The organism is Limnochordia bacterium, from assembly GCA_023230925.1.
In the GTDB taxonomy this organism is placed as follows: Bacteria; Bacillota; Limnochordia; order DUMW01; family DUMW01; genus JALNWK01.
Map to the genome: position 1 here is coordinate 12,552 of JALNWK010000012.1, position 14,696 is coordinate 27,247.

Below are 14,696 nucleotides of genomic sequence, written 5' to 3' on the forward strand. Positions count from 1 at the left end.
CATTGGGTAAGATCAATTGGTCTAAGCTTGACTTGAAAAAAGTGGGAATCCCCTTACTTATTGTGATGGGACTCATCATCACTTTGTATTTGCTTGCTCGACTACTTAGTGCAGTAACAACTGAGATACTACCCTCGATAATCGTGTTGCTCCGTTATGTTCTGATCAGTTTGATCCCATTTATTGTAGCTTTGATCTTGGCAGAACTGTTAGATCCAGTGGTTGGTTTTTTACAAAGCAGACTGAAGTTTCCCCGTTCCTTGGCTGTTTTACTCACTTTAGGCACCGTTATAGTAGTCTTCGGTTATATCCTGGTGATGATGTTTAGCAAGGTGATGACCGAACTGTGGGAACTTGCCAATCTACTGCCCCAATACCGGGTGGAGATCAGCGACTCCATCAATAATCTGCTGATTCAATACGAGGAATTTAGTAGCAACCTGCCAAAACCAGTCAGCGCCAAGATCCAGGAGACTATCGAGACCTTTGGCAAGTCTTTGGAGGGTACAGCCATACAGCTGGTAAATAGCATCCTCAATGCCCTTTCGGGGTTACCTTCCTCTATGTTTGTGATCGTGGTCATCTTCCTGGGAACATATATCATCAGCCGAGATAAGAATACCATTATTAATGCCATGACTCAGCTTACCCCGCGAAAATGGCGTGAACCATTGAACCTTTTGAGGGATCGGATCACAATTGATATCATCGGGTTAATCAAATCACAGCTCTTTTTCGTAGCTATTACAGTGGCGATAGCTTCCTTTGGGTATTTCTTGATCGGCAGCCGCTATTGGTTGTTACTAGCTTTAGCCACCGGGATTTTGGACATCATTCCAGTAATTGGCCCAGGCTTTCTCATGCTACCGTGGGCTTTGTTCTCCTTCCTGCTCGGGCATCCGAAGGTCTCTGTTGGCCTAGTTGTGCTGTATCTAACAATCCTCATTGTTCGACAGGTAATCCAGCCCTATGTAATGGGAGACACCATCGGTGTCCATCCGCTAGCCATGTTGATCTCCATGTACGCCGGGATCGTGTTTTTTGGTCCCTGGGGTCTTCTTATTGGACCCGTTCTGGTGATTGTGATTAAGGCCATTGTTAGAACCTATGTAGCTTTACGAAAGGGCGAGGCCTGAGGAATCACACAAACAAGTTGGTCCACCAGAAGATCAGTGTATCTCCCCAGAGGAAGACAATCCATCCTGCCACCGCGATAAACGGGCCAAAGGGTACACGGGTTGTTAGTGCCTGCTTTCCCCTCCGGACAAATAAGTGTATGTTGCTTATGAGACCGAATACGGCAGCTAGGAATAGTACTAGGAGGGCTTGGCCCGGTCCCGTGATGATACCTATATACCCTAATAGTTTAGCATCACCCATACCAATGGACTTTGGGTAGATGAGGCGAATAAACAGGATTGTACCAAACCCAACAAGCCCCCCTAAAAGGGCAGGGGGTAGCATGTCAAGCTGCTTAAGCCCGTAATAGGCCAACCCAAAGGCTGCCCCCCCATAGGTTACTTTGTTGGGAATCAGCCCCGTCTCTTTGTCAATGATCCCTGCTAATAGCAATAGAAGACCATTGACGCTAAACCACAGAAAAGAGGCGACTTCTCTAGTCATCCACCACGAGACTGGTAACCACACTCCCGCCAGTAATTCGACAATCAGATATCTAGTGGGAATGGCCCCGTGACAGTATCTACAGCGCCCTCGCAAACATAGATAGCTTAATACGGGCACAAGATCCAAGGCACCCAATCGGTGTTTACATCTAGGACATGCCGAGGGAGGAAATACCATGGAGATCCGTCGGGGTAATCGGTAAATACAAGCATTCAGGAAACTACCGATAACGCCGCCCGTGGCAAAAAGCAATAGATACAACATATCGACTAAAACTCCACTCCCACATTAAAGCCTACCCCGGTACCCTCAGTCTTACCTGGGATAGCTGGAATTTTGGGTTCGTTGCGTAGGCAATAGGACCAGTATCCTTCAAGAATAAAGCCTTCAGAGCGAAAGCGCAGCCCCGAACTTGTGTAGACTGAATAACCAGTTTCCTGTCCAGCGGTCAAATAGTATAAGCCCAGTTCCGCCCAAGCGGGTTCGTACATACGTCGTACTCCGGCACCAATACCCCAGCTTAGATCACCCACGCAACCAAGAAAGGAATAGACCCAAGGATTAGTCCGTCTTTCCAGCCTAAAATCAAGATTGCTTTTTGACAGACTTCCCAGATCAAGCAGCAGGGCAGTCTTATCTGGCTCAGCTGGTTGCAGTAGGGGAATTGCTATTTCCCCCTCGGGCACCACATCGAGCTTATCGTCGGTAACGATGTGGGGTACTAGGAATATTAGCATCTCCATTTGCTTGGACTTGCTTGATTTAGTCTGAAACAATCCACCAAGCAAAGGCAACTGGGATAGGATCGGAAGTCCAACATCATCCTGGGACTGTTCATCTTTTATCAACCCACCGATCATGAGGGGTTGTCCATCCTTGACCCGTACCTGGGTCTGTGCTTCTCTAGTACGGGTTTGGGGATAGCCTTGGGTAGTTGAGCCGGTCATACTGCTCACCTGGGTATCGACTTGAAGCGTAATGGTACCTTCACTACTGATCCGCGGAGTGATCTCGAGCAAAACACCGGATTCGAAGTAGTCAATGGTCTCTCTGACTGTATCTCCCACTTCGGTTTTCAATATGATCGGTATCCGATCCCCGATGAAAATTCGGGCCTTTTCCCCATCTATGGCGGCAATCTTAGGATGAGCAAGGAGGCGAGAATCACCTTGGGATAAGAGGGCGTCTAGGGCCACCTCCAGGTTGGGCCAATCGATATTTAGGGCAAAGGGCTTACCCCCATTGCTAGCTTCTATATTCGGTAGAGTCCAACTAAGGCCTAACTTAGCAATATCCTCCCTGGTTACTTCCTGAATCCGAGCCTCCACAAGGACCTGGTATCTGGGTTGGTCCAGTTCAGCCAGTACATTGGCGACAAGATCAACTAGGGAGGCTTGTCCCTTTAAAACGATGACCCGTTCCCCAAGGGTCTCCACAGCGATCTCCTCTCCGTAAATACTCATCACCACCTGGCGGGCCTTGTCAGCACTAATTTCGTTTAGCGAAATCACTCGATGGCTGGCAGGGTCCTGTTGCACCGGCCTAACCACCAAGACGTGATCCTCTAGGGTATAGGCAAATTGGAAGAACTCAGCTAGAAGCTCAAGGGCCTTCTGTGGTGGAATCGATGACAGATCGGTGGTGAGGCTACCCTCAATCTGCCCAACCAAAAACAGGGTCCACCCTGCTTTATCCGCAATGGCCTTTAGTGTTTGTTCCACCGAAGCATTATTTAGACTAGGTTGGGGTTGTCCTTGACCAAGTTCCGCCATGAGCTTATTTAAGATTGCCATTTGCTCCGCGGACGCATACACAATGATATGTCCTTGGATTTCCTCAACCTCTAGGGAACCTATTATCAGGCTGGCTAAGTTCTTAGCATCTGGCAAGGAGATGTATTGGGGAGTCAATACATGGTACTCCTTGGATACAAACTGCTCCGCAAGCCTCTCTGGACTTGCGATCACCAGAGTCTCCCCCACGATAGTGTACTGATACCCGGTGGTGCGAGCCACCAAATCAATGGCATCTAGTACTTCAATATTGGATAATTCCACCGTGACCGTTCCAGTAACACTTCGGTCGGTAATCACATTGAGCTTGCCGATACTAGCTAAGCTCTTGAATACCTGGAGCAAATCAGCATCTTGGAAGGAGAAGTTCACCAATGCATCCTGCGCCAAGGTCAGCGGAGCCAACAATACAAGAATTAAAGACCAAAGTAATCCATAAGTGAGAGGTTTTCGGGTCATTGGAAACTACTCCCCCATACACCATAACGGAGGCAATTCTGTCCGTTACAGATCTCAACGTAGTTGCTAGTTACTTCGGTCACTTCATAGGTACCTAGTCTAATCCCCTGCCATAACAGTGTGTTTTTCCCGGCTACGTTTGCAATGGCTATATTTTGACTCGTTGATTCCACTATACCGTTAATGATAAGTTGGGGTCTGTCATATTGACCAATGAATTGTCCAAGCCGTTCGATTTCATTTTCTGGACCACGCACCAACAACACGTTAAGTTCATCATTAAAGACTGCAGCAAGCCGGGGAGCCAAGACTTCCATGAAGGGTTTGAACTGGCTTGCCTTCATGAAACTCATCTGGAAAATCTTGATGGCTTCGGCGGTAGTCACCGGACTGCCCGTGTCCTTCGGATAGACAAAAAGTATCTCTCCTTCAATCCGGTAATCTAGTCCCATTTTTTGGGCAACTAGGGCAATTCCATCTACTGGTTCACGGCCCGTCAGATACATGGTGACTTTGGCGTCCACAGAAGGATCCATAATAAGGCTCAAACCAGCCTCTTTGGCCAAGGTCTGAAACACCTTAAAGATAGGCTCATCTTCCCATTCATACTCCAGGGTACGGGGTTGGTCAATTCTCTGTAAGATTTCCTCTATTGACAGTAGCACTGGCTGCTCAGCCTTAAGGATTAAGCTGTTACCAATATAGTCAGGAAAGACCTGGACATTGATGCCAAGGCTCTTAAATGCCTCTATTGCCATATCGGGCTGGATATGTGTTAACGGCAGATTCATCAACTTCTCGACGGCAAAGTCGCTTTCTATCCTGCTAGGCGTGGCTACAACCAATGTGTTATATACCATGCGGTATGCTAGTCCCTTGGTACGGGCGATGAGATCCACGGCCTCCATCACCTCGAGTTCCTTTAGGGAAAGGGAAACGGTGCCATGTACTGATTCATCGGCGATTATGTTAAACCCTCCGATCTCGCCTAAGGCCTGAAATACGTCGAGGAGATCGGCTGATTCAAACTTCATATTTAGTGACGTAGCTCCCCAAGCAATCGATGAAACGAAGATTACAAAAGCAACAGATAAAATACATGTTCTCTTTTTCATAGGCAAACTCCCCTTTCAAGTAATCATATGTATGAAAAGCCAGCAAAGACCTGTGTCAAGACATCTCCACAAAACTCACTTAGTACTGTTGCCTCGAATAAAGACAAAGGGGCCTTTTTCAGATAGACCCAATGCAACGTAATCTGGGCCGATCATCTGAACTATTAGGTCATGGAAATCCTGTCCCTTGGTAATAAGCTGGGTCTTCCCATTCACGTCTACTAAAGCATATTTCTTGTTTTCGTCCATAATGACTCCCACAAGCCGGATTTTTCCATCTACTAACCGTTCTTCAACCTTTCCTAAAGATAGCTTTAGTGCAAGCTGTTCATCCGGCGCAAAGATATCTCGCATATACAGTTCCAATGGCTTCTCCGCTGGAAAGCGCCAATCTAAATCCTTGTTTGGAATTGAATAAAGATAAACATTAAGCCTGGTTTTTACTTCACCGGGATTGTCATACACCCCAAGATATCCGGATGTAACTCGCACACTTGGAAATAATGTAAATAGATCGTGAGCTATCCTCACCGCTGTCTCAAAATCCGATGTATAGTCTAGGGTAATCTGGGTTCGTGTATAATAGTTCAGGCGCTCCAGATTACTATGACGGACATCAGTAAGGACAGCATCACTATTTTTGAGCCAGTACTTCAGCCAGCTGAGTAAAGCAGGGACCTCCTCATCCTTTGGAAACATGACTGCTAAATCAGCTACCTTGGCTTCTAATTCCTTCACCTCTTCTTTTAGTTCTCCAACCTGTCGTCCAACCGTCATCTTAACCGCCAAAAACTGCTCCTCTTGTTTGACCCTTAACTCTAGATCCCGCAACTCCCTCCTTTGGGAGACTGCCTTAACAGCTCCGAGAGACAAGAGTCCAATGCACAATATGAGGGCAATTATCCACCCATTGCGTCCTACGAATGGTACATACGAATCTGTCTTTTGTAACCCAACCCGACCTCTCAAAGCAGTTAACCTCCATATCCCAAATCGTATCGGAACTGGTAAAAAGTCTGCCCGCCCACAGTATACTCCTCTATTTCCTTCAAATTCACCTGGAAACCTGTAAATGCTGCACCTAGACTTTGCCCAAAGGACATGGCACTTTCAAAATTAGAGGATATACCTTCAATAAGTAATCGTTCTGGGACAAACGATACGTTTTGAATCCAGATACCCACAGGTCTCACCTGCGATACCTGATGAAGTATGTGTTCCATTTCTGTAGGATCTATGGTTTGTTCACTAGATAATAGCCCACTTAGAGTGGCTATCGTATTTTGTAGTTCTTCCCGTTGGTCACGCAAGCTGCTTAGTTCCTGATTGCTTGAATCTAACTGACGGGACTGACTCATAGCCGTATCTAGCCTTGATTTCATGGTCCCGATGTTCTTACCAATTAATAGATTATATGCCCCCATCCATATGACTAAGGGAAGGGAAACAAAAACAAGGATCTTGATCCAGTTAACCTTTGGTCGACGGGAGACTCGTTCATAGTCTGGAAGCAAATTATTCGAAAACGTCATCTTTCCTTCAACCCCCGATAGGCCAATGCAAAGGCAGGTACTAGCATCGGGCCCCACTCTTCAACTAGAACTGGTTTATCTATGGAAAGCTCAGCATAGGGATCAAGGATTCTTACTGGCAGATGTAGTGCATCCTCTAATAGAGCTGCCATGTGAGGAAAGAGGGCCCCTCCGCCACAAATGAAAACTTCCTCCGCCACATCACCGATGGAATTAAGTCTTTGTTGAATACGTTCATATTCCAGACTTTGCATAATACCGGTAACCATTTGGGAGGTCGTTTTTTTCATTTCCTCGCCATAAACCCCTTGATAATCCAATCCGTCATTGGATAACGTATGCCTGGCTTGCTCCTGGGAAAGACCCTCATCCTTTGCTAGAGCGTCAACTAGGTTCTCACAACCTACAGGGATTAGGCGCCCTAATCGATGCCCATTGGCATTGCGAATTAAGATCTGGATGGACCGCGCACCCAAAATAATATGGCACAAAGGGGTAGTCCTTGGGAATATGTGGGGTAGGGATAGCAAACCCATATCGATGATTTCCAATGATAGACCAGCACCCTTACATACATCGATATACCCATAAATCTGTGATTTACTTGCAGATACCACTAGTATTCTGGCCAGCTCCCCTGATTTGCCCTTGGTAAGGAGATGAAAATCGAAGAAGATATCTTCAAGGGGAGTGCTCTCATAGATAATTAACTCCTTTAATTCCCAAGCGATCGCCTGCTTCAACTCATTTCTGACCATTACCGGTAACTCGAGTTGGCGTAGATCCAGCCCGGCACCACTTATGGCTATGCACACACAGTCCCGCTTTGCCCTGTTTTTCTCAAAAAGCTCCGCAATCGCTCCTTCCAAAGTCTGTGGATCAACAACCACACCGGCTTCCAGGCAACCTGGGGGTGTCGATTGCACATCACAGCAAACTACCTCTATCGGTCCACGCCGTTTTTTCTGCAATTGGACTAGTTTCAGATATGAATGACCGATATCCAAACCCACTGCTGTTCGCAGCATATTCATAATGCCTCCTAGGAGATTGCTGATGTAATCTGAAACATGGGTAAGACAATGGACATCGCGATAATCGCTACCACCACCGCCATCACTGCCAACATAATCGGTTCAATCATGGCCGAGATATTGGTGGCCATATGCTCTAACTCCTCTTCGTAAAACTCGGCAACATGTCCTAAAACCTCACCAAGGGAGCCACTCTCCTCACCTATCTCGATCATTTGTTTCAGCAGGGGGGGAAAAGTGGTAGCCTGGCGCAAGGGAATCGCAATGCCCTGTCCCCTTTCTACTCCTTGCTTAGCCCTTCTCACATCTTGGGCAACTGCCTCATTCTCGATTACCTTAAGGCTCGCTTCTAGGGAACTAACCATTGGAACACCACTGTTAATCATTAGTCCAAGGGTCCTACAAAAACGACTGAAAATCATCCGGGACAGCATAGACCCGATAATAGGGACCCGCAAAAGCCAACCGTGTAGCTTTAGCTTGCCCTTGGGAGTTCTGGAGTACTGTCTGATTGCAAGCACTAAGCCGGCCAAACCAGCTAGGAGAGCGAACCACCACCTCATCAGCCAATCCCGCAGATCCAGGATAAATTGGGTCAATGCCGGTAAGGAAACTCCGAACCCGGCATAAATCGAGGCAAACCTTGGTAGAACCACAAAAAGCACAATAAAGATCATCACCACTGCAAAAATAGAGACCACTGTGGGATACATCAATGCCTGCTGAAGCTGGTTGCGCATTTTGTTCTGGCTTTCAAAATATCGGGACATGTTTTCTAGTACTTCATCTAAAGTCCCTGCCACCTCCCCGGTTTCGATCATATTCACGAAAATCGGAGGAAAAATCCGCTCATCACGAAAGGCATCAGCCAAACTCGAGCCACCACTTACCGCCCGCCGGGCCCGGGTTAAGGTCTCTTTAAGTTCCTTTTCCATGGACTGACTAGCAAGAAGATCTAAGGTGTTCACCATGGGTACCCCTGTCCTAACCAAAACGGCAAACTGTCGACAAAACAAGGACAAGGCCTTTATCTTTAGCCTTCTAGGTCCACCCAATTCCCTGTGCAGAAAGGATTTTTTTATCGGCTCTTCTTTCAATTCTATTATGTAGTTTCCCTCTGTTTTAAGGGATTTGGCCGCCGTAATGCGATCTTCAGCCTCGATAGTACCAATGGAGATCTGACCATGGATGTTGCGTACTTTATAGTTAAAGGACCTAGGCATCGAGTCGCTCACCTAACTCAATGATCTCTTCAGGAGCAATCACTCCACGATCCAACAGATTTTTGAGATCACTACGCATAGTATGCATGCCGAAACGAGCACTTGTCTCAATGATTCCTTCTAACTGATGGGTCTTTCCCTCCCTAATTAGATTCCTGACCGCTGGGGTTCCAATCATAACCTCTGTGGCTAACACTCGTCCTTGTCCGTCCCTACGGGGTAAGAGTCGTTGAGAAATAACTGCTTCTATTGATGATGCCAGTTGCACCCGAATCTGCTGCTGTCCATGGGGCGGAAAGGCATCGACAATTCGATCGATGGTTTGAACACTACTGCGGGTATGTAGGGTTGAGAGCACCAAATGACCTGTTTCGGCCGCTTGCACAGCAATGGCCATGGTCTCAGCATCCCGCATCTCCCCGACTAAAATTACGTCAGGATCACTGCGGAGGGCGGAACGAAGTCCATCCGCAAAGGAACGAGTATCGCTACCCACCTCCCGTTGGTTAATCACACACCTACCATGGGTATGTAAGAACTCGATAGGGTCTTCTAAGGTCAAGACCACACCCCGTCGTTGGTGATTAATTTCATCGATCATTGCCGCTAAAGTAGTGGATTTACCGCTACCCGCGGGACCAGTCACCAGAATCAAGCCATCCTTTTTGCTACATAGTTCCCTAACCACACTGGGCAGCCCGAGCTGGTCCAAGGGAATTACCTGAGGAGGAATCACCCGGATCGCTATGGCCACTGAATTCCGTTGTCGATAGACGTTAACGCGAAAACGACCCAACTCAGGGATCCCGTAGGAGAGGTCCATCTCCCCTTTATTTTCAAAGCGTTCTTTCTGCTCCTTGGTAAGAACCTGCTCGGCAATTGCCAACGTATGACAGGCTGCCATGATTGGTTCATCATTCATCGTATGTAATCTTCCATTAACCCGTATACAAGGGGGCAACCCTACAGTCAAATGTAGGTCCGAAGCACCAGCTTGGACAGCTTTATATAGTAATCTGTTGATCATGTTCACTTAGATTTCCTCCGCAAACTCAAGCTCACTATCTAAGGAATAGATGGCACGGGCAGCCTCCAAGACAGTGGTATCTCCCTTTAGTATTCGTTCTATGGCATTTTCCTTGATGGTCTTCATGCCCTGGGCCTTCGCCAATTCCCACACCACTGCTTCATCTAGACCACTTTTGATCTGTTGACGGATCTCTTTGGTCATGATTAAGACTTCCTCCAGGGGTATTCGACCAGAAAACCCCGTACCATTACAGGCGGGACAGCCCACAGCACGATACACAGAAGCAGCGTCAACACCAAGGAAGAGCTTTTCTGCCGGTTCTAATTGTTCAACCCTCTTCTTACATCGATTACAAAGCTTGCGCACCAACCGCTGCGATACTACGCCGATTAAGGTAGCAGAAAGAAGATATGGTTCTATACCCAGGTCAAGAAGACGTACAACAGTTTGGGCTGCATCGTTTGTATGTAACGTAGATAAGACTAAGTGGCCGGTTAACGATGCCCGGACCGCGACACTGGCGGTTTCCCCATCACGAATCTCTCCTACCATCACAATATCCGGATCTTGTCTTAGCACAGCTCTTAACCCTTCGGCAAAAACAATACCACCCCTTCTTTGTACCTGTACCTGGGAGATTCCTGCCATCCGATGTTCAACAGGATCCTCTACCGTAACAATATTTACATCCGGTACATTCAAGCGGCGAATAAAGGAATATAAAGTTGTCGTCTTCCCGCTTCCTGTAGGCCCGGTAACTAGAATTAGTCCCTGGGATTGACGCAACATTTGATTAATCTTGTGGGTGGACTCCTCCAGAAAGCCAATTTGCTCCAGTGCAACTGCAGCAAGATTACGATTCGGCAAACGTAGTACTACCTTTTCCCCATTTACCGTAGGCAAGGTAGATAAACGAATATCGATTTTCCTACCCTCAATAACCGCCCGCAGTCTCCCGTCCTGGGGACGCCGCCTGTTTGTAATATCTAAATTGGCCATGACCTTAAGTCTAGAGACAAGATCCGGATGTAGTCGTTTGGGTATGGTCATCACATTGTGTAGCACACCATCAATACGGAAACGAACCACTACTTCCGACTCCTCCGGTTGGAGATGGACATCACTAGCATTGCTACTTGCCGCTTGGTAGATAATTAGGTTGACCATTTTGACACCGGGAACATCGCCCACTTCCCCATCGGACATATCCTCGGCCAATAATAGGTCACCACCCTCATCTTCGCATAGTTCCCCAATGACTTGATCCGCAGAGCATTGTAGATCTATGCGACGTTGATAGACGGAAATAATATCTGAGGGGGTACTCAGTCGGGGTTTTACCTCTAAACCGGTAAGCCTTCTAACATCATCTAAAACTTGTACATCAAAGGGATCCGCCATCGCTAAGTACAACGAACGACCTTCTATCTTAATTGGTAGCACCTTATACCTTTTGATAAACTGCTCTGGCAACAGGGACAACAAGCTAGGATCAAGGGGTTCTTCATGTAAATTTGCTATGGGCAAACCGCTTTGCCGAGATAATTCTAAGGCAAGCTGTTCTTCCGCAAGGCAGCCGAGTTCCACTAAGGCCTCTCCCAATCGTTTACCGCTATCTCGTTGTTTTTGAAGAGCCTGTTTGAGCTGGTCCTTAGTCACTAGTTTTTGCTCAAGCAGTAAGTCACCTAATCTTTGTGAAGACCGCATAAAGACACCCCAAATAAAAAAAATAAACCGACCGAAATAATACCTTCGGCCGGTTTCACTACTAGCTCCCCCAGGTTAAATCAGTGACCAAATAATACCACAGGTTCATAGCTCCGAAGTACCAAATGCATCCAGAAAGATCCATAGCCTAATCCTGTTCCCTTATCTATAGGGCCCCCTATCATAGATAGGCGAATTATTACGTAGTACACTAATGTTTTCGACGTTTGGGTTGACTTTCCTTTAGCATAAGGTTACTTTATTAATCTAATTCCACCCGCCACGATTCTGCATCCATCTCAAATCGAGAACGGACCTGTTCTCTTTTTCTCCGCCGTTGTTCAATTTCTTCCCATGCCTCTTCGAGGTTTTCCGGTGGCACAATCTCTTCAAAGATATTCTCAGCTGCTTTCAGGATTTCCTTCTGGAGCAACCCCCGGGTTGGATCGGTCAGAATATCTGTCAAGATTGGGTATACAACGTCCTTACCACACACTTTTAACAAGCGGAGAGCTGCAATACGCGCCGCAGCGACTTGATCTCCATTTGCCATGTTCTGCACCCGTTGGACGATATCTGACTCTAAATTGGGCATCAAGCATAGAAAATACAGAGCAATCTCCCTGATTACTGGATTATCATCCTGTAAGAACAATGTGAGAAGTTTGAGCAAGGGTTCTCGCTTAGCCTTTGTAATCACTTGAGCTACTTCTTCACTGCTCGCAGATGCCGGATCAAAATCGATCAACCCATGGTTAGCAAAGTTGAGGAGGACTGTGGCTGCTTCCGTACGGGTATGATGATCGACTAGCACCAACCGTACCAGGTCCCCAACGGTTCTCCTCGAACGTAGGTGTAGACTCGCCTTTACTCCCAAGACCCGCATTTTTGCATCGGCATCCCGCATCCAGCCGGTAACCAAGGGTACTGAGTCTTCGTTTAATGTCTCTAGAATGGCTCTTCGCGCCATATGACTCAACCGTTCGGCACCTTTATCTTCCGCTTGGAGATAAAACTTAAGCAATCTTGGCAATAGCGGCTCATACTTTAAGCGGCGGCAAAGATGCAGCGCAAAAACTTGGAGGCTCTCATCCGGCTGCTTTAACGCATGTAAGATTGGCTCTTTGAGCACCTCGGGCGGAAACTGACGAATATGGGCGATCAGTTCACGGGCAAGGACGGTATGATCCGTAAAGGATACAATTCGGAAAAAGGCTGTGAGAGCCTTTGGGTCCTGTACTCCCCGCAGTGCTGCCCGGGTCGTTTTTCTATCCTGCGCCATACTCCACTTTAGATGCTTTTCGATGGCACGAAGTGATCCCACCGCATTGCGTCTGCGTATTAGGATGACTTCGTAAAAATGGGATCGAATCTCGATGGTTTGGTCAGCCAACAGCCGCAGAAATATCTTCAGGTTACCCGGGAAAAGAGCAGTGTCTTCCAGTTGGGCCAAACAGTTGCGATAGACTTCTGTATCTTCACCCCACTCCATCTGCAATGTATTAAATAGGTCAATAATCCGACCTTCTACTTCATCCCTATTAAGCTCCACAGTCTTAACTCCTTTCATAATAGGATACACGTATGCCCGACCGGGTCTAAAAAGCGCGCCTTTCCCAAACGCTATTCCAAGATCAGCAATATATAAAAAAGCAGCCGGCTTCAAGTACAGAAACCGGCTGCTTGGTATTCGGATAGTTGCTATCCACCGGTTCTCGCTTGAGTAATTACTTCAATAAACTGCTGAGCCCGTTCGGTAATCACTTGGTAATTGCCTGATTCTATTGCCTTCTTATCTAATAACGAACCGCCTACTCCTACCGCCGCTGCGCCGGCTTTGATAAACTCTGATGCATTCTCTAAGGTAATCCCGCCAGTGGGTACCATTGGTATCTGAGGCAGCGGCCCTTTTACAGATTTAATATACTCGGGTCCTAGAGTATCAGCTGGAAATACCTTTACAATCAGTGCACCAGCTTTGTAGGCTGCAAGCATCTCCGTAGGTGTCATAACCCCCGGAATCACCAACTTATCATAGGTATTTGCTACCTCGATCACTTCTAGATCCAATGTAGGAGTAAATATAAAATCCGCACCAGCCATAATGGCATTCCGAGCTGTCTGGGCATCAAGCACTGTGCCAACGCCGATTACAGCTCCACTATCGTTACTGTTCCGCAATTGTTCAACCATGTGCAAAATACCCGGACTATCTGCCGTAATCTCTAATACCTTCACTCCGGCTGTTGTTAGTGCATGGGCTACTTGGGAAACCCGTTCTACACACATCCCACGCATAACAGCTATAACTCCACTTTCTAGTATTTGGTTCATCTGCGCAAATCTATTCATCGTTTGAAAACCCACAGCTCCTTCATTGTTGGCTCTCAGTTTATGATAACAATTTATGGGTATAAGCGCAATATCTGTCTCTTTTTGGGTGCAAAAACACCATGGATGGATACACTACATACACAGTTTGGCAATCAATGCTATTACGGCGGAAGGCAAAAAAAGCCTAGGCTGTGGCTACAAGTAGATTATATCACAACATATCTTACTGTTCAAATTCAGCTTGTCCTCGTATTTACTCTAAAGCCGCAAAGACCCCGGGGATGGAGATCACACTTAGCTTGCCAAGGGGCCAGTATCGCCAAATAGCCCTACCAATAATAAGATCGCGGGGTACAAATCCTACATCTTTTGAACGACTATCTTTGCTATTGTTTCGATTATCTCCTAGTACAAAAAAAGAATCCTCGGGAACTTCCACCGGGTCAAGCTCATCCCACATTTGTTGATTTATGTATGGCTCATCAACAGGATTGCCATTAAGCAACAGCTTGCCATGTTTAATCGCGACAACATCGCCGGGTAATGCCACCACTCTTTTAATAAAGTAGTGTTTGGGGGAAGCAGGGTATTTGAAAACTACAATTTCTCCCCTTTTTGGTGGGCGGAACCGGTAAGTGACTTTATCAATAAGTAATCTTTCGCCATCAGTCAAAGTAGGCAACATGGAAGGACCATCAATTGTAAATGCCCGAGCAATAAAGGTCATGAAAAAAAAGGCCAAAATACTGGCTAAAACAAGGATTTCTACTGCTTCTTGTAGGGTAGACTTCTCTTCACTAGGCTTTCGCCAAGCTGCATATATCTTTTTCATCCTAAGGCGCC

General features: G+C 46.8%; 13 protein-coding genes. 1 reads left to right on the forward strand and 12 read right to left on the reverse strand.

The genetic code is table 11. The features are described from left to right. The first annotated feature begins 2 nt into the window (after positions 1-2). Positions 3-1,136: a sporulation integral membrane protein YtvI gene (ytvI, locus tag M0Q40_04000; protein ID MCK9221772.1), complete on the forward strand. Its 1,134-nt coding sequence runs from the start codon at positions 3-5 to the stop codon at positions 1,134-1,136. A 4-nt stretch (positions 1,137-1,140) separates the two neighbouring features. Here ytvI and M0Q40_04005 read toward each other — a convergent pair whose 3' ends face one another. From M0Q40_04005 to lepB, 12 genes are all read right to left on the reverse strand, one after another. After that, a complete protein-coding gene (locus tag M0Q40_04005; protein ID MCK9221773.1) occupies positions 1,141-1,890 on the reverse strand; it encodes a prepilin peptidase in 750 nt (249 codons plus the stop codon). Between the two features lie 5 nt (positions 1,891-1,895). Further along, positions 1,896-3,878, reverse strand: a complete 1,983-nt coding sequence (locus M0Q40_04010) for a hypothetical protein (protein MCK9221774.1) — start codon at positions 3,876-3,878, stop codon at positions 1,896-1,898. Further along, positions 3,875-4,993: a hypothetical protein gene (locus M0Q40_04015; protein MCK9221775.1), complete on the reverse strand. Its 1,119-nt coding sequence runs from the start codon at positions 4,991-4,993 to the stop codon at positions 3,875-3,877. The genes M0Q40_04010 and M0Q40_04015 overlap by 4 nt, the downstream gene beginning before the upstream one ends. Before the next feature lie 75 nt (positions 4,994-5,068). Continuing rightward, on the reverse strand, positions 5,069-5,962 hold the full coding sequence (gene pilO, locus M0Q40_04020; GenBank protein MCK9221776.1) for a type 4a pilus biogenesis protein PilO: 894 nt from the start codon (positions 5,960-5,962) through the stop codon (positions 5,069-5,071). A gap of 5 nt (positions 5,963-5,967) precedes the next feature. Beyond that, complete coding sequence (locus M0Q40_04025) at positions 5,968-6,525, reverse strand: PilN domain-containing protein (GenBank protein ID MCK9221777.1); 558 nt, start codon at positions 6,523-6,525, stop codon at positions 5,968-5,970. Continuing rightward, positions 6,522-7,553, reverse strand: coding sequence for a pilus assembly protein PilM (pilM, locus tag M0Q40_04030; GenBank protein MCK9221778.1), 1,032 nt, complete (start codon positions 7,551-7,553; stop codon positions 6,522-6,524). The genes M0Q40_04025 and pilM overlap by 4 nt, the downstream gene beginning before the upstream one ends. 14 nt (positions 7,554-7,567) lie before the next feature. Beyond that, positions 7,568-8,782: a type II secretion system F family protein gene (locus M0Q40_04035; protein ID MCK9221779.1), complete on the reverse strand. Its 1,215-nt coding sequence runs from the start codon at positions 8,780-8,782 to the stop codon at positions 7,568-7,570. Then, a complete protein-coding gene (locus M0Q40_04040) occupies positions 8,775-9,809 on the reverse strand; it encodes a type IV pilus twitching motility protein PilT (protein ID MCK9221780.1) in 1,035 nt (344 codons plus the stop codon). Before M0Q40_04040 ends, M0Q40_04035 begins: the two co-directional genes overlap by 8 nt. 6 nt (positions 9,810-9,815) lie before the next feature. Further along, positions 9,816-11,519: a Flp pilus assembly complex ATPase component TadA gene (gene tadA, locus M0Q40_04045; protein ID MCK9221781.1), complete on the reverse strand. Its 1,704-nt coding sequence runs from the start codon at positions 11,517-11,519 to the stop codon at positions 9,816-9,818. A gap of 262 nt (positions 11,520-11,781) precedes the next feature. Continuing rightward, on the reverse strand, positions 11,782-13,071 hold the full coding sequence (locus tag M0Q40_04050; GenBank protein ID MCK9221782.1) for a hypothetical protein: 1,290 nt from the start codon (positions 13,069-13,071) through the stop codon (positions 11,782-11,784). 149 nt (positions 13,072-13,220) lie between these two features. Then, entirely contained in the window at positions 13,221-13,871 is a 651-nt protein-coding gene (eda, locus tag M0Q40_04055; GenBank protein ID MCK9221783.1) for a bifunctional 4-hydroxy-2-oxoglutarate aldolase/2-dehydro-3-deoxy-phosphogluconate aldolase, read from the reverse strand. 235 nt (positions 13,872-14,106) lie between these two features. Next, positions 14,107-14,685, reverse strand: coding sequence for a signal peptidase I (lepB, locus tag M0Q40_04060; protein ID MCK9221784.1), 579 nt, complete (start codon positions 14,683-14,685; stop codon positions 14,107-14,109). Positions 14,686-14,696 lie beyond the last annotated feature (11 nt).